12 protein-coding genes and 1 pseudogene are annotated in these 16478 nt (G+C 71.7%); 4 read left to right on the forward strand and 9 right to left on the reverse strand.

The annotated features are described in order from the left end of the window. Positions 1–11: 11 nt before the first annotated feature. Positions 12–1340, reverse strand: a complete 1329-nt coding sequence (locus ABD297_RS09915; RefSeq protein WP_344254763.1) for an ABC transporter substrate-binding protein — start codon at positions 1338–1340, stop codon at positions 12–14. Positions 1341–1726: 386 nt separating this feature from the next. Between ABD297_RS09915 and ABD297_RS09920 the strand changes: the two genes are divergently transcribed. Together ABD297_RS09920 and ABD297_RS09925 are read left to right on the forward strand one after the other, a co-directional pair. Next, on the forward strand, positions 1727–3439 hold the full coding sequence (locus tag ABD297_RS09920; protein WP_344254765.1) for a fumarate hydratase: 1713 nt from the start codon (positions 1727–1729) through the stop codon (positions 3437–3439). Between the two features lie 14 nt (positions 3440–3453). Further along, a complete protein-coding gene (locus ABD297_RS09925; protein ID WP_344254767.1) occupies positions 3454–3969 on the forward strand; it encodes a beta-class carbonic anhydrase in 516 nt (171 codons plus the stop codon). 91 nt (positions 3970–4060) lie between these two features. Here the strand turns inward: ABD297_RS09925 and ABD297_RS09930 are convergent. From ABD297_RS09930 to rplM, 6 genes and pseudogenes are all read right to left on the reverse strand, one after another. After that, positions 4061–5204 (reverse strand): annotated as a pseudogene (locus ABD297_RS09930) (low temperature requirement protein A). Between the two features lie 123 nt (positions 5205–5327). Further along, positions 5328–7376, reverse strand: coding sequence for a M3 family metallopeptidase (locus tag ABD297_RS09935; protein WP_344254768.1), 2049 nt, complete (start codon positions 7374–7376; stop codon positions 5328–5330). 84 nt (positions 7377–7460) lie between these two features. Beyond that, on the reverse strand, positions 7461–8807 hold the full coding sequence (gene glmM, locus ABD297_RS09940; RefSeq protein WP_344254770.1) for a phosphoglucosamine mutase: 1347 nt from the start codon (positions 8805–8807) through the stop codon (positions 7461–7463). 235 nt (positions 8808–9042) lie between these two features. Then, positions 9043–11460, reverse strand: a complete 2418-nt coding sequence (locus tag ABD297_RS09945; protein ID WP_344254771.1) for a hypothetical protein — start codon at positions 11458–11460, stop codon at positions 9043–9045. Positions 11461–11686: 226 nt separating this feature from the next. Beyond that, on the reverse strand, positions 11687–12193 hold the full coding sequence (gene rpsI, locus ABD297_RS09950; protein ID WP_344254772.1) for a 30S ribosomal protein S9: 507 nt from the start codon (positions 12191–12193) through the stop codon (positions 11687–11689). A gap of 34 nt (positions 12194–12227) precedes the next feature. Next, positions 12228–12671, reverse strand: coding sequence for a 50S ribosomal protein L13 (gene rplM, locus ABD297_RS09955; protein ID WP_344254773.1), 444 nt, complete (start codon positions 12669–12671; stop codon positions 12228–12230). Between the two features lie 257 nt (positions 12672–12928). Between rplM and ABD297_RS09960 the strand changes: the two genes are divergently transcribed. Both ABD297_RS09960 and ABD297_RS09965 read left to right on the forward strand, forming a co-directional pair. Then, positions 12929–13606, forward strand: coding sequence for a helix-turn-helix domain-containing protein (locus tag ABD297_RS09960; protein WP_344254775.1), 678 nt, complete (start codon positions 12929–12931; stop codon positions 13604–13606). Then, complete coding sequence (locus ABD297_RS09965; RefSeq protein WP_344254777.1) at positions 13603–14913, forward strand: MFS transporter; 1311 nt, start codon at positions 13603–13605, stop codon at positions 14911–14913. The genes ABD297_RS09960 and ABD297_RS09965 overlap by 4 nt, the downstream gene beginning before the upstream one ends. Before the next feature lie 124 nt (positions 14914–15037). On the opposite strand, the gene ABD297_RS09970 is transcribed toward ABD297_RS09965, so the two are convergent. Both ABD297_RS09970 and ABD297_RS09975 read right to left on the reverse strand, forming a co-directional pair. After that, positions 15038–15979 carry an aldo/keto reductase gene (locus ABD297_RS09970; protein WP_344254952.1) on the reverse strand — a complete coding sequence of 314 codons (942 nt, stop codon included), beginning with the start codon at positions 15977–15979 and terminating at the stop codon, positions 15038–15040. 95 nt (positions 15980–16074) lie between these two features. Then, positions 16075–16476, reverse strand: a complete 402-nt coding sequence (locus ABD297_RS09975) for a hypothetical protein (RefSeq protein WP_344254778.1) — start codon at positions 16474–16476, stop codon at positions 16075–16077. Positions 16477–16478: the final 2 nt, after the last annotated feature.

Consider the following 16478-nt stretch of genomic DNA (forward strand, 5'->3'; position numbering starts at 1 on the left):
GTCAGGCGGCGTCAGCTACCGGTCTTGGGGAAACTCGCGTCGATGTTGTCGAGCGTCGTGTTGAGGTCCTGCTGGCCCGAGAGCCACTTGACCGGCTCGGTCCAGAACGTCCCGGCGCCGACCTTGGCCGGCATGGCGTCCGACCCGTCGAAGCGCGCAGCAGTCGCCTTGTAGAGCACGTCGGAGGCGATGGTCTGGAGCGTCTTGTTCGGCAGCAGCGAGACGTCGGCCGTCTTGTGCGGGGAGAACGCACCGTTCTTGGCCTGCTGGGTCCCGTTCTCCTTGCTGGCGATGAAGTTGCGCAGCTTGAGGGTGTTCGGGTCGTTGTTGAACGCAGCGGCGATGTCACCACCGACGAGCACGGGGTTGTCGGTCGCGGTCTTGGCCGGGAACGCGATCGGAGCCGTCTCGGTGTCCAGCTTGGAGATGACCGCGTCGGGGAAGCCGCCCTTGTTGGCCACGAACGTCGCCTGCTTGAAGAGGTAGCAGCCGGGGGGCTGCGTGAACAGGGCGTTGCCGCCGGTCTGGAAGTTGGTTGCGACGATGGACTTGGTGCCACCACGAACGTAGCCCTCGCCGAAGGCGATCTTCTGGAAGTACTCCCAGGCGGGCTTGATCTCGGGGCTGTTGAACTTCAGCTGTCCCTTGACCCACTTGTCGTAGTTGTCGGGGCCGGCGAAGCGCAGGACGAGGTCCTCGATCCAGTCGGTGATCGGCCAGCCGGTGGCGGCTCCGGACTCGGCGGCAATGCACCACGGCGTCTTGCCGTCGGCCTTGATCTTGGCCGTGAGCGTCAGCAGGTCGTCGAGGGTCTTCGGGGCCTGGTAGCCGGCGGCCTTGAACGCCGGGGCGTCGGTCCACAGGATGCTCTTGACGCTGACCTCGTTGGGCAGGCCGTAGACCTTGCCGTCGGCGCACGTGCCCGCCTCGACGAAGCCGGGGACGAGCGTCTCCTTGTCGGTGGCGACCGTCGCGTCGTCGTAGGGGATGAGCTTCTTCTGCTTGGCGAGGTCGCACATGAGTCCGGGCTGCGGGAACAGCCCCACGTCGGGGGCGTTGCCGCCCTGCACACGGGTGCGGATCTCGGTGTCCCACGAAGCGGCCTTCGTGAACTTGACGGTGATCTTGTTCTGGGCCGCCCACGCGGAGACATCGGCCTTGAAGCCGGGCTCGGTGTCCGGGCCGAGGCCGTACATGACCTCGACGGTCGTCTTGCCCGGGCCGCCCGCGGCCGAGCCATTGCTGGTGCTACCACCCGAGTTGGACGACAGACACCCGGCGGCGAGACCGGCGACGCCGATCCCCACGAGCGCTGTGACGGTTGACCTGCGGTTGATCATGCTTGCTCCTCCTCGGAGGGTTGGGGGCATCATTGGCCCCGAAGCTGACCGGTCACGCCATATGCCGGTTTCAACAGGTGCTCGACGTCGCCGTCGGGCAGTGGTGACGAGTCGCTGCCCGTCGTGTGTCCGTCTCTCACACCCAACACCACAAGAGTGACGTGCGCCACAGGTCTGAACACCTTTGCCGAGTTGTTACACCGTGGCCCCTTCCTCGTGCGTCCGCGCCCGCCCAGGGCCGTTGGCGTGTTCCGCGTTCTGACGACCGCCTTTCTCGAGCCCCCACGTGACCGATTAGGCTCACAGACGGCGTCGCACCACGGCGGCGCGGCCCGGGCGGCATACGGCCCCCGACCACGAGCCCACCAGAGCGCAAGGAGCGTGTCGTGGCCGACTTCGTCTACGAGGACCTGCTGCCGATCGGCGCCGACGAGACGCCCTACCGGCTGCTGACCACCGGGGGCGTCCGCGCCGTCGACGGCCCCGGAGGACGCACCTTCCTCGAGGTCGACCCCGAGGCGCTGCGCCTGCTGACCGAGACCGCGATGCACGACATCGCGCACTACCTGCGGCCCGGCCACCTCCAGCAGCTGCGCAACATCCTCGAGGACGACGAGGCCAGCAACAACGACAAGTTCGTCGCCCTCGACCTGCTCAAGAACGCCAACATCGCTGCCGGCGGGGTGCTGCCGATGTGCCAGGACACCGGCACGGCGATCGTCATGGGCAAGCGCGGCCAGCACGTGCTGACCGAGGGCACCGACGAGAAGGCCATCAGCGAGGGCGTCTTCGACGCCTACACCCGCCTCAACCTGCGCTACTCGCAGATGGCGCCGATCACCACGTGGGAGGAGAAGAACACCGGCTCCAACCTGCCGGCCCAGGTCGAGATCTATGCCGACACCATCCCCGGCCACGAGGCGCAGTACAAGTTCCTCTTCATGGCCAAGGGCGGCGGCTCGGCCAACAAGAGCTACCTCTACCAGGAGACGAAGGCCATCCTCAACGAGGACGCCATGATGCGCTTCCTCGACGAGAAGCTCCGGTCGCTCGGCACTGCGGCGTGCCCGCCCTACCACCTGGCCATCGTCATCGGCGGCACGAGTGCCGAGTTCGCCCTGAAGACAGCCAAGTACGCCTCGGCGAAGTACCTCGACTCCCTCCCCAAGTCCGGGTCCATGACCGCACACGGCTTCCGCGACACCGAGCTCGAGGAGAAGGTCCTCGAGCTGACCCGACAGTTCGGCATCGGCGCCCAGTTCGGCGGCAAGTACTTCTGCCACGACGTGCGCGTCGTCCGTCTCCCCCGCCACGGGGCGAGCCTGCCTGTGGCCATTGCGGTCTCGTGCTCGGCCGATCGTCAGGTGCTCGGCAAGATCACCGCCGACGGGGTCTTCATCGAGCAGCTCGAGACCGACCCGGCGCGCTTCCTGCCCGACGCGGGCGCCGTCGACCTCGGCGAGCACGAGGACGACGCCGTCGGGGTGAGCTCGACCAGCCGCAACGTCGTCGTCAAGGTCGACCTCACGCAGCCGATGGACGACATCCTCGCCGAGCTGTCCAAGCACCCGGTCAAGACGCGACTCTCGCTCACCGGGCCGCTCGTCGTCGCTCGCGACATCGCCCACGCCAAGATCAAGGAGCGCCTCGACGCGGGCGAGCCGATGCCGCAGTACCTCAAGGACCACCCGGTCTACTACGCGGGCCCGGCGAAGACACCGGAGGGTATGCCGTCCGGCTCGTTCGGGCCGACCACCGCGGGCCGCATGGACTCCTACGTCGACCAGTTCCAGGCCGCGGGCGGCTCCAGGGTGATGCTCGCCAAGGGCAACCGCAGCAAGCAGGTCACCGACGCCTGCGCCGCCCACGGCGGCTTCTACCTCGGCTCGATCGGTGGCCCGGCTGCGCGCCTCGCCCAGGACTGCATCCGGAGCGTCGAGGTGCTCGAGTACGAAGAGCTCGGCATGGAGGCGGTGTGGAAGATCGACGTCGAGGACTTCCCGGCCTTCATCGTCGTCGACGACAAGGGCAACGACTTCTTCGCCGAGGTGAGCAAGCCGATGGCCTTCACGATCTCCAAGCGACCTGGACTCCAATGAACGAAGGGACACCAATGAGTGAGAACGTCACTGCAGCAAAGGGTTTCGACGACCTGCTCGAGGCCAACCAGGCCTACGCCGACCGCTTCGACATGGCCGGCTTCGACGGCATCGCACAGGCCGGCGTCGCGATCGTCACGTGCATGGACTCCCGCATCGACCCCCTCGGCCTCGTCGGCCTGAAGCCGGGCGACGCCAAGATCTTCCGCAACCCGGGCGGCCGTGTCGGCAGCGACGCCCTGGAGGCGCTCGTCCTCGCCACCCACCTGCTCAACGTCGACCGCATCCTCGTCGTGCCCCACACCCGGTGCGCCATGGCGTCCAACAGCGAGGCCGAGCTGCGCGAGCGCGTCGGTGCCAGCGCCGGCAAGGACGCCTCCTGGATGACGTTCCACGCCATCGCCGACCAGGAGCGCGCGCTGCGCGAGGACCTCGCCAGGGTGCGCACGCACCCGCTCATCGCCGAGGGCGTCGAGGTCGCCGGCTTCGTCTACGACGTCGACACGGGCCTGCTGCGCCGGGTCGACTGACTCACCCCGCTTCCACCGCCGAACGCCGCGTTCGGTGCCGAACCCACTGTTCTGACAGCGCTTTCGCCACCGAACGCGGCGTTCGGTCGTCTCAGGCGGGGAGGGGCGCGACGTCGCGGGTCGTCCAGACGTGGTGCGCGACAGCGGCCGAGAGCACGAGACCGATCGTCAGCACCGTCAGGCCCACCGGCAGCGCCAGGGCCGCGACCCCGACCAGCACCAGCCCGACGGCGACGCCGACCCTGATCTCGACCGCCGCCGCGCCAGCCCTCGCGTGCATGACGGTCAGGCACCACACGTACACCGCCACGGCGCCGGCGAGCGCCAGCCCGATGGCGCGTGCCGACGCGTGCGCCTCCCCCTGGACCTGGTCGACGGCGGCCGCCAGGCCTGCCCCGGTGGCCGCCACCGAGGCGAAGACGAGGTAGTGCCCGTAGCCGGTGAGGAAGATGCTCGCGATCTCGCCCTCGAAGAGCGGTGCGTGGTCGCGCTTGAAGTAGAGCCACCACATCGAGAAGACGATGAGCAGACCACCCACCACGAGGGCGAGCAGCCCCGGCTCGGCGCCCCGGACGAGGGCGCCCTGGACCGCCTGCACCGAGGCGAGGATGACCTCCCCGAGCACGATGATGGTCAGCAGCGCATAGCGTTCGGCGATGTGGTGCGGGTGGAACGGGGTGATCCCGTGGCGCTCGGCGACGACGGGCACGAGCAGCTCGAGCACGACGAGGGCGAAGAACGACGCGCAGGGCCGTCCCGCCCTCGAGCAGCAGCCGGGCGATCCAGAGCACCTGCACGACCGAGATGCCGCCCGCGTAGGTCAGGGCGGTGCGCCGGCCCTCCGGATGGCTGCGTGCGGCCCGCAGCCACATGGCCACCATCGCGAACCGCATCACCGCATAGCCCGCGACGACGAGCCCGGACTGACCGGTGGCGAAGAGGTCCGGGATGCCGGCGGCGAGCATGAGCGAGCCGGCCATGATGGTGAAGGTGAGCAGCCGGTAGCCCACGTCGTCGCAGTCGTAGGACGAGGCGAACCACGTGTAGTTCATCCACGCCCACCAGATCGCGAAGAAGACCATGACGAAGCCCACGAGGTCGCCGAGGTGACCCTCGGCCAGACCGTGGTGCCACTGGGCCGCCGCGCTGGCGATGGCCACGACGAAGACGAGGTCGAAGAAGAGCTCGAGCGGGGTCGCGACCCGGTGCTGCTCGTGCGGGTCCCCAGGCCTCATGCGCCGTGACAGGGGAACGACGTTGACGTGGCTCACGAAGCGAGTCTGCCAGCGCCGCACCCCGCGGTCGGAGGAGCAGCTCGTCGCATCATCGGGCGACGGGCTGCTCTCCCAGCCGGGTGGTCAGTCGAGCCCGCGCCGCTCGAGCAGGTGACGCACGTTGGCGTCGGCGCCCCGGAACTCGCGGTAGGACGCCAGCGGGTCCGCCGCGCCGCCGATGCCGACCACGTGGCGGCGGTAGCGGTCGCCGTTCTCGCGCGTCAGGCCGCCGTTCTCGCGGAACAACGCCACCGTGTCGGCGTCGAGCACCTCGCTCCAGATGTAGGCGTAGTACTGCGCGTCGTAGGCGTAGCTGAAGGTGTGGGCGAAGTACGTCGACCGGTAGCGCGGGGGCACGAGCGGACTGCCCAGCCCGACCTGCTCCAGCACCTGCGCCTCGAACGCCGCGACGTCGGTCACCGCGGCCGCCTCCTCCACCGAGAGCGCGTGCCAGGCCTGGTCGAGCAGGGCCGCCGCGAGGTACTCCCCCGTGCCGAAGCCCTCACCCCACGCCTGGGCCTCGACGAGACGGTCGACGAGCTCCTGCGGCAGGCGCTCGCCCGTCTCGTGGTGCACGGCATAGCTCGCGAGCACCTCCGGCCACAGCATCCACATCTCGTTGACCTGGCTGGGGTACTCGACGAAGTCCCGGAAGACCCGGGTGCCCGCGAAGTGCGGGTAGGTGACGCGCGCGAGGAGCCCGTGCAGGGCGTGACCGAACTCGTGGAAGAAGGTGCGCGTCTCGTCGTAGGTCAGCAGGGTGGGCTCACCGAGGCCGGGCTTGGGCACGTTGAGGTTGTTGGTGACGACGGCGTGCGGCCGGCCCAGCAGGTCGTTCTGGTGGACGAGGCTGTTCATCCACGCCCCGCCCTTCTTCGTGTCGCGGGTGTGGAGGTCGAGCAGGTAGAGCCCGATCGGCGTCCCGTCGGCCTCGTGCACCTCGAAGACCCGGACGTCGGGGTGGTAGCCGGCGAGGTCCTCACGCTCGGTGAACGTCAGCCCGTAGAGGCGCTCGGCGGCGCGGAAGATCCCGTCGTGCAGGACGCGCTCGGCCTCGAAGTAGGGCCGCATCGCGGCGAGGTCGACGGCATACCTCGTCGCACGCACGCGCTCGGACCAGTAGGCCCAGTCGTGGGCCTCGACGGGGTGCCCGGCCTCGGCCTCGAGCAGCTCCCGCTCCGCCTCGATGTTGCGGGCGGCGGCCGGGGCGAGCCGCCCGAGCAGGCCGAGGACGCGCTCGGGCGAGCGGGCCGTCGAGTCGGCGAGTGCCGCGGCGGCGTGCGTGGGGTAGCCGAGCAGCCGGGCCCGTTCGGCGCGCAGCCGGACGATCGCGAGCACGAGCTCCTTGGTGTCGTTCGCGTTGCCGCGGTCGCCTCGCGAGCCCTGCGCCTCGTGGAGACGTCTGCGCAGGTCGCGGTCGGTGAGCGAGGCGAGGTGGGGGTGTGCCGTCGGCAGGACGAGTGTGATGAGCCAGGCGCCGTCGTGCCCGTGGTCACGGGCTGCCTGGGCGGCGGCCGAGACCTCCCCCGAGGTCAGCCCGTCGAGGTCGGTGAGGTCGTCGACGAGGACGGCGAGCTCGTTGGAGTCCGCGAGCAGCTGCTTCTCGAAGCGCGTGCCGAGCGTCGCGAGCTGCTCGTTGAGCGCCCGCAGGCGCACCTTGTCCTCCTCGTCGAGTCCGGCTCCGGCGACGGTCATCTCGGTGAGGTGGCGCTCGACGAGCCGGCGCGCCTCGGCGTCGAGGGCCGCCATCGCGTCCTCGTCGTCGTGGACGGCCTTGATCCGTGCGTACAGCCGCGGGTCGAGGCGGACGGCGTCCCTGTGGGCGGTGAGCCTCGGGGCGTAGTCCTCCTCGATCGCCTGCACCTCGGCGGTCGCGAGCGAGCTGGACGTGCCGAAGAAGGCGAGGCTCGTGCGGCTCAGCAGCGCCCCGGACCGCTCGAGCGCGACCAGGGTGTTCTCGAAGGTCGGCGGGGCGGGGTCGATGGCGATCGCGTCGACCTCGGCGCGGTGCTCGGCCATGCCGCGGTCGAAGGCCTCGGTGTAGTGCTCGTCGCGGATCAGCCCGAAGGGCGGCAGCGAGAAGGGCAGCGGGCTCGGCTCGAGCAGGGGGTTGGCCGGGGTGTCGTCGCGCATGCCCCGAACCCTACGCAGCGGCCGTGGGCCGCTCGACCGGGTTTCCTGCCGACCTGGCGGGCGGGCGTATGCCGTCCGGCCGGGTCAGAGCGACAGCTCGGCCTGCACGACCCCGACGAGGCGGTCGGCCAGGGTGCGGGCCTGCTCGCCGTCGGCGGCCTCGACCATGACCCGGACGACCGGCTCGGTGCCGGACTTGCGCAGCAGCACGCGTCCGGTCTCGCCGAGCTCGCCCTCGGCGGCACGCACGGCGTCGGCGACCGCGGCGTTGGCGTCGAGCGCCGACTTGTCGACTCCCTTGACGTTGACGAGCACCTGCGGGAAGTGGGTCATGATGCCGGCGAGGTCGGCGAGCGTGCGACCGGTGGCCGCGACCCGTGAGGCCAGCATGAGCCCGGTGAGCGTGCCGTCCCCGGTGGTGCCGTGGTCGAGCATGACGACGTGGCCGGACTGCTCGCCCCCGAGGGAGTAGCCGCCGACCTTCATCCCCTCGAGGACGTAGCGGTCGCCCACCGCCGTCTGCAGCACCGTGATGCCGGCGCCGCCGAGGGCCTGGATCATGCCGAGGTTGGACATGACGGTGGCCACGAGCGTGTCGCCGCGCAGCACGCCCTGCTCCTTCATGGCGAGCGCGAGGATCGCCATGATCTGGTCGCCGTCGACCTCGTGACCGTCGGCGTCCACGGCGAGGCAGCGGTCGGCGTCGCCGTCGAGGGCGATGCCGAAGTCGGCGCCCGTCGCGACGACGGTCTCCTTGAGGTGGTCGGTGTGCGTGGAGCCGTAGCCGTCGTTGATGTTGAGGCCGTCGGGCTCGCCGCCGATGACGGTGACCGTGGCTCCGGCCTCGCGGAACGCGCGCGGCGCGACCTCGGAGGCGGCCCCGTGCGCGGCGTCGACGACGACGTGCAGCCCGTCGAGCCGGTGGGGCAGCGTGGCGAGCAGGTGGGCGACGTAGCGGTCGGCCCCGTCGGCGAGCGGTGTGATGCGCCCGACGTCACCGCCGGTGGGTCGCTGCCAGTCGTCGCGCAGGCGCGCCTCGATGCGGTCCTCGAGATCGTCGGCGAGCTTGTGGCCGCCGCGTGCGAAGAACTTGATGCCGTTGTCGGGCATCGGGTTGTGCGAGGCCGAGAGCATGGCCCCGAGGTCGGCGTCCTGCTCGGCCACGAGGTAGGCGATCGCGGGGGTCGGCAGCACGCCGGCGTCGCGGACGTCGACCCCGGCGGATGCCAGGCCGGCCACGGTGGCTGCGGCGAGGAACTCACCCGAGGCGCGGGGGTCGCGTCCGACGACGGCCACGGGGCGGTGGCCGTTGAAGGCGCCGACCTCGGCGAGGACGTGGGCCGCCGCCACGGAGAGGTCGAGCGCGAGCTCTGCGGTGATGTCCTTGTTCGCCACACCACGGACGCCGTCCGTGCCGAAGAGTCGAGCCACGCGTGTTCTGCCTTCCCGAGGGGTGCGACCGTGGGTGCCCGGTCGCCGATCTGCTCGGACGACCATACCGCCCGAGCCAGGCACCGGCGCCTCGGCCGACCGCCGCGCCGGCCCTACGAAGGCCCCACGGGGGCCCCTCGGAGGCCCCGCGACGGCTGCGCGGCGGCGCCGTGAAGGCCTCGGGGGTGGCTCGAACGGCCCTCCTACGAGCCTCGGGACGGCGCAGTCCCGGAGCTCACGAGGCGGGCGGACGGACCCGCGCGAGCCAGACACCGTCCCGGTGCATGACGACGTCGGTGAGCGAGGCGAGCTCGGTAGAGACCTCCCCCGAGCGCTCGTCGGCCACGATCCAGCGGATGTGTCGGTCGCGGTAGGCCGCGTCGAGCGTGGCCCGCGTGGGCGAGGTGATGAGGGCCAGCTCGGCATCGAGGCGGGCGGGGTCCCAGAAGGGGGCGTAGAAGTAGGGCACGTCGGCCTCGGAGGCGGCCTGCAGCATACGAGGGGCGTAGCCGTAGCCCGAGACGTCGGTGCGCAGCCCCGACAGGGCGACGACCGAGAAGTCCCGGTTGTCGCGGTAGCCGGCCCTGGTGCGGCCGTTCCAGATGCGGTTGGTCGCGATGACGTCACTGGGGTCGGCGTGCACCCGGAGGTACTGCCCGGCCTCGTAGAGGGCGGGGCTCACGGCGGGCCGCGGTTCGGCCTTGCCGACCTGCGGCGCCGGGGCCGCGGACACGGGCTCGCCGGGCGTGTAGCCGATCTTGAGCGCCGGCACCAGGGCGAGCACCCCGATGGCCAGCGACGCCAGGGCCAGGAGGCCACCCCAGGTGCCGGCCCGTGGCTGGTCGCGGCGCACGACGACCACGACCCAGCCGAGCGTGACGACGAGCAGGACGAGCGCGACCACGAGCAGGGTGGGAGAGGCCCACTGCCACGCCAGCGTCCTGGCGCCGAGTGCTCCGGGCTCGCCGACGGCCGGCGACACCCGCGGCGCCGGGGCGCGCTCTTGCGTCGCCCGCCACAGCACCCCGACGAGCACCGCCACGACGACGACGGCCCCGGGCACGAGCAGGGCACGGGCCCTGGGGCGCAGGGCCTGGCGCCCGGGCAGCCCGTCCGCCCTCACCAGGGTCTCCTGGACGAAGAGGCCCGCGCCCGCACCGGAGAGCGCGAGGCCCGGCGGGAGGGCAGCGGCGGCGAAGTAGTACTGGCTGGCGCTGGGATGGGTCAGGCTCAGCACGGCGACGAGCCCGCCGACCACCACCCCCAGGCCGATCCACCCCGCCGGCTCGGACGCGCGACGGCGGAGCAGGACGAGCAGCCCCGCGCACGGGAGCAGCATGGGCAGCCACCGCCGCACGAAGGTCACCGCAGCGGCTGCCGCCTCGGCGGAGGTGGCGACGCTCCGCGTGCCGTAGACCTGCTTCGCCGAGTCGCCCGGCCAGGCCAGCAGGTCGAGGCGCAGGCCGTAGGAGCCGGGGTAGATGAAGGCGAGCGCCAGCCCGATGACGACGAGGAGGCCGACGAGCGTGCCGCCGTAGAGCAGTGCCGTGCGCCCACGACCCTCTCGACGGCTGCCCGCGACGAGGGCTGCCACACCCGCCAGGCCGACCCCGCACAGCACGACGGGGACCTGGGCCGACTTGGCGCCGGCGGCGCCGACCGCGAAGAGCGGCAGCAGCCAGAGCGGGACGGCCCGGTCGAGGGGGCTGCGGCGCAGCAGGGCCACGAGCGCACCGGTCAGGGCGAGTCCCAGGACCCATCCCAGGGTCGCGGTGGGACTCAGCTGCCAGTAGTTGCCGAGGATCGACAGCGGTCCCTGTGCCCACGGGTCGACCGAGAAGGGTCGGACCACCCCGACCGCGAGCGCCGCCCCCAGGCCGCCCGTCCAGTGACCCGTGACCTGGGTGCCGACGGACGCCGCGAGCAGCACGAGCAGGACCACGAGGGTCGCCGGGAGCAGGCGGGAGACGACGTCGAGGTCGTGCAGTCCCGAGCCGCCGAGCTGGGCGGCCAGGGCGTGGAAGAACCAGTGGTAGCCGAGCGGCTCGCCGTCGACCATGGGATAGCCGGGGTCCAGGCTGCGGCGCGCCTCCCCGGTGAGGGCGGTCTGGTAGAGCAGGTCCTGGTGGAAGAGCTGGAAGCGGGCCGTCGGCTCCGGCGCGTTGACCGCGAGCCCGGAGACCCACATCCAGCGCACCGCCAGGAGCGCTGAGACCGCCAGACCCGCCCAGGCCCCCAGCGGCCACCGGCCGCCGTCCACCGACGACCCGACGAGGCGGCGCCGCGTTGCAGGCACGCCGAGGAGCACGAGCGCCAGCGCCGGCCCGACGACGAGCGTGGGCAGACTGACACCGAGCAGGTGCCCGAGCAGCCAGGTCAGCAGCGCGACGACGATGCCGGCCGCACCCGCCCAGCCCAGGTCGGTGGCGTTGGTCCCGGCGCCGTGCACGCAGCGCACCAGCGCCCACCCCGGCAGCAGCACGCCGAGCCCGACGACGGCCAGCCACCAGCCGACGACGCCGGTGTCGCTGCCCGTCGTGGTCCAGGCAAGGGCGAGGCCACCCGCCGCCAGCACGAGCAGGCCGATGGCGCCCACCGGACCCAGCACGCCGCCGATCCCCCGCCGCGCGGCCGTCCCCTGGGTCACCTGCATGCCGTCAAGGGTGCCACGCCAGTCTTGGGATCAGCCGATACCGCACACTCCCTGCGCGCCGAGCGACGGCGCTGCGGAACGGCCGCGACGTGCCCGGGCACACGGCATACGCCATCGGGGAACGACGAAGGCCCCCGAGCACTGCTCGGGGGCCTTCGTGCAGCCAGTGCAGGCGGCGATCAGCGCGACTGGAGCCAAGCGGTGATGCTCGGCGCCAGCCGAAGCATCAGCGCTTGGAGTACTGGGGAGCCTTGCGGGCCTTCTTGAGACCGGCCTTCTTGCGCTCCGGGACGCGGGGGTCACGGGTGAGGAAGCCGGCCTTCTTGAGTGCGGGACGGTTCAGCTCCTCGTCCACGCCGTTGAGCGAGCGGGCGACGCCGAGGCGCACCGCGCCGGCCTGGCCGGAGGGGCCACCGCCGTGCACGCGGACGAGCACGTCGTAGGAGCCGTCGAGCTCGAGGAGCGTCAGGGGCTCCTTGACGATCTGCTGGTGGACCTTGTTGGGGAAGTAGGCGTCGAGCGTGCGGCCGTTGATCTTCCACTCGCCGGTGCCCGGGACGATCCGGACGCGGGCGATGGCCTGCTTGCGACGACCGGTCGCAGCGCCGGGGGTCGAGACCTGGCGCGCGCGCTTCGGCTCGCCGAGGGCGGAGTCGGCCGAGGACTCGCTGGTGTACTCGGTCAGCTCGGGCTCGTCGGTGTCGAGGACGTCCTCGTTCACGATGTCAGTCACGTGTCTTGTCGCTTTCTACGCAGCAGCCGGGGGCTTACTGCGCAACCTGGGTGATCTCGAAGGGGACGGGCTGCTGGGCCGAGTGCGGGTGCTCGGCACCGCGGTAGACCTTGAGCTTGGAGAGCTGCTGGCGGGCCAGCGAGTTCTTCGGCAGCATGCCGCGGATGGCCTTCTCGACGGCCTTCTCGGGGCTCTTGGCGAGCAGCTCGGTGTAGGAGGTCGAGCGCAGACCGCCCGGGAAGCCCGAGTGGCGGTAGGCCTTCTTCTGCTCGAGCTTGGCGCCGGTCAGGGCCACCTTGTCGGCGTTGATGATGATGACGAAGTCACCGGTGTCGACGTGCGGTGCGAACTGCGGCTTGTGCTTGCCCCGGAGCAGGACAGCGGCCTGGCTCGCGAGACGGCCGAGCACGACGTCGGTCGCGTCGATGACGTGCCACGTGCGAGTGACCTCGCCGGGCTTCGGGGTGTACGTGCGCAATGGAGTCTGCCTTCGCTTCGGTGAAGATGGTGGAGCCGTGAATGCCGCTGGGCTCGGTCCGCGTCGCCCGTCCTCGACGGAGGAGGGTTCGCCTGACGGCCCGGTGCACAACCTCATCAATGTTACGGGGTCGACGCCCGGCGCCCAAATCCCGGGAGCCAGCGTCCGAAAGGGGCTCTGACCTGCACAGACGTCGCTTCGCTGCTCGCATGCACAATCCTTGTGCACATGAACTGTGCAAAGGTATTGTGCACAGTGTGGCCGCATCGGACTCGCCCTCGCCCGCTTCCCCCACCCCGTCCTCGGGCGCCTCCTCGCCGTCCATGGGCGACGACCCGACCGACCACGAGGACGTCTGGCTCACGCCCGAGAGCCTGCGTGTGCTGGCCCACCCGCTGCGCTCGCGGCTGCTCGGGGCCCTGCGCCGCGGCGGCCCGGCGACGGCCACCGACCTCGCGGCCGCGCTCGGCACCAACTCCGGCGCGACCAGCTACCACCTGCGCAAGCTCGAGTCGGTCGGCCTCGTCCACGACACCGAGGAGGGCGAGGGCAAGCGCCGGCTCTGGCGCGCCAGCTCCGAGTACCACTCCTGGCACCCCAGCGACTTCGAGGGCGACGAGGACTCCGAGACCGCACTCAACTGGCTGACCCGCGACTACGCGCGCCACTTCAGCGAGCAGTACGACAAGTGGCTCGACGTGTCCACGACGTGGCCCACCGCGTGGCAGGACGCGTGCGGCTCGAGCGACGCCTCGGTGCTCGTCACCGCCGAGTCGCTCGAGGCGATGCGCGAGGAGATGTGGGACCTCATCGAGCGCTACCGCCGGGTCGGGCAGGGCAACCCGCAAGCGCGCCGGATCGCGGTCTACGCCTTCGCCTACCCCCTCGACCTCGACCGGCCGCCGGCCGCCGGCTCGCGCGAGTCGTCCCGATGAGCAGCCCGAGGTCGTATGCCGTCCTGTCCGCCCCCGCCGCCCGTCGCGTCTTCCTCACCCTGACCTTCACCCGCTGGTTCCCCGTCGGGCTCGTCGTCGGCCTGCTCACCCTGTGGCAGCTCGAGCGCGGCCTCTCCGTCGCCCAGGCGATGACGATCTCGTCCGCCGCCGGTCTGACGATCTTCGTCCTCGAGCTGCCGACGAGCGGTTTCGCCGACGCCTTCGGGCGGCGGCCGGTCTTCGTCGTCTCGGCGGTGGTCAACGTCGTCGCGAGCGGCATCCTGCTCGTCGCCCACTCGTTCTGGGCGTTCCTGGCGGCAGCGGTGCTGATGGGCGTGTTCCGGGCCCTGGACTCCGGACCGCTCGAGGCGTGGTTCGTCGACACCGTCCACGCCACGGCGCCGGGGTCCGACGTCGAAGGCTCGCTGGCCGCGCAGGGCACGGTGCTCGGGGTCGGCATCGCCACCGGGGCGCTGGTCTCCGGCGGCCTCGTGTGGTGGCACCCCTTCGCCGGCGCCTCCGCGCTCGTGCTGCCGGTCGCGGTGTTCGTCTCCCTCAACGTCGTGCACCTGCTCGCCGTGCTCGTGCTGCTGCGCGAGCCGCCGTCGGCGGAGCACCTCGACACCTCGGGCGCCCGGCGCGCCCTGGCCTCGGCCAAGGAGTCCCCGGCCGTCGTCCGTGAGGGCCTCGGCCTGCTCCGCGACAACCGCGTGCTGCGCGGCATCGTCACCGTCGAGCTCTTCTGGTCGGTCGCGATGATCGTCTTCGAGACGTTCCAGCCCATCCGGCTGGCCGAGCTCGTCGGCGGCGAGGAGCGCGCCGGCGCCGTCATGGGTCCGGTCGCCGCCGCCGGCTGGGCGGTCTTCGCCGTCGGGGCCGCCCTCGGCGGGTGGTGCAGCCGGCGCATCGGCGTCGCCCGGACCGCGATCCTCGCGCGCGTCCTCAACGGACTCGGCGCCGTCGTCATGGGACTCGTGGCGGGACCGGCTGCGCTCGTGGCGGCCTACGGCGTCACCTACCTGCTCCACGGCTCGGCCGGGCCGATGCACTCGGCCCTGCTGCACCGCGAGGCCCGGGCCCGCAACCGGACCACGGTGCTGTCGATGAACTCCATGGTGGCCTCGGTCGCCTTCGGCGTCGCCGCTCCCCTGCTCGGCCTGCTCGCCGAGCGCACCTCGACGCAGGTGGCCATGGTCGCGGCCGGCACGTTCAGCATCGGTGGCGCATGGTTCTACCGGCACGCCCTCCGCTGCGAGAGACACCCGGCCTCGTCCCCGTCGACCGGGCGCCCCGTCCCCGTCGAGTGAGCGCCCACTCGAGTGGCCGCGTCCACCCCACCCACCCCACTGGGGCGAAGGGCTCACGCAAGTGGCCGCCCCACCCGGCCTACACCCGGGGTCCGCGGTGCCGAGCGCTCGCTCGAACGGGCGGTCAGCCGGCGGGAGTCGTGATCTCGTCGAGGGCGGCGAGGTCGGAGATGCTCGGGTGCCAGAGGCCGGCCTGCACGTTGTCGCGCACCTGCTCGGGCGTCGTGGCCCCTGCGATGACCGAGGCCACCGCCGGCTGGGCCGCGAGGCCGCCGATCGCGACGTCGATGAGCCGCAGACCGCGCTCCGCGGCATACCCCTCGAGGCGCTCGATGGCGTCCCAGTCCGCCGCGTCGAGGCGGTCGGACATGGAGGCGAGACGGGTGCCTTGGGGCGCCTCCTCGCCGCGACGGTACTTGCCGGTGAGCAGTCCCGAAGCGAGCGGGAAGAAGGGCAGCAGCCCGACCCCGACGTGCTCGCAGGCCGGCACGAGCTCGTCCTCGACGTCACGCTCGAGCAGGGAGTACTCGTTCTGCGCCGAGACGAACCGCTCCGTGCCGGCGCCCCGGGCGGTCCAGTCGGCGTCGACGACCTGCCAGCCGGTGAGGTTGCTGCTGCCGATGTAGCGCACCTTCCCCTCGCGCACGAGCTCGTCGAGCGCGGCCAGGGTCTCGCCGATCGGCGTGTGCGGGTCGGGACGGTGCAGCTGGTAGAGGTCGATCCAGTCGGTGCCGAGACGCCGCAGGCTCGCCTCGACCGCCGTGCGAACGTAGCGGCGTGAACCTCTGACACCCCAGTCGGGGCCGTTGGCGCCCTGCATGTCCATGCCGAACTTCGTTGCCACCACGACGTGCTCGCGCCGCTTGCCGAGCGCAGAGCCCAGCAGCTCTTCGCTCGCACCGAGGCCGTAGATGTCTGCCGTGTCGAAGAGCGTCACGCCGGCGTCGATCGCGGCGTTGACGACGGCGGTCGTGCCCTCCTGGTCGAGGCGCCGCCCGAAGTTGTTGCAGCCCAGGCCGACCGTCGAGACGGTCAGGCCGCTGTCGCCGAGCTGCCGGTAGGTCATGTCGTCCGTCGCACGTGTGGTCACCCGAACAACGTATGCCGCAGGGCGGGCTCGCGACAGGCCGGGCCGTCAGGTGCTGGTCCGGAACGGACGTGTCAGCAGTCGGGGCCGCAGCCCTGGGGCGTGGTGGCCCGGCGGGCCAGGGCGAAGCCGGCGAGCACGAGGGCCAGGGAGGCCGTGCCGCCGTCGCGGGCCGAGCTCAGCGCGACACCGACGCTCGCGACGGTGGCGACCGCGTCGACCGTCGCACACGACCCGCCGAGGCGTGAGAGGGCACTCTCGCCCTGCTGCGGCACGAAGGTCGCAGCGGCTCCGGCGGCTGCCACGAGGGAGGCGAGCACGAGCGTGGACCACAGCGGCGCGGTGGCGAAGTCCCATCCCTGGGTCCAGGTGGCGAGCAGCACCAGCCCGGCGAGGAGGACGACGAACGTCGCCCACCGGCGGAGGGGCCGGCGGCGCGCTCCGACCGCCGGGACGGGTCCCACCGTTTGGGTCATAC

The sequence above is a fragment of the Terrabacter carboxydivorans genome (assembly GCF_039532035.1).
Lineage (GTDB): Bacteria > Actinomycetota > Actinomycetes > Actinomycetales > Dermatophilaceae > Terrabacter > Terrabacter carboxydivorans.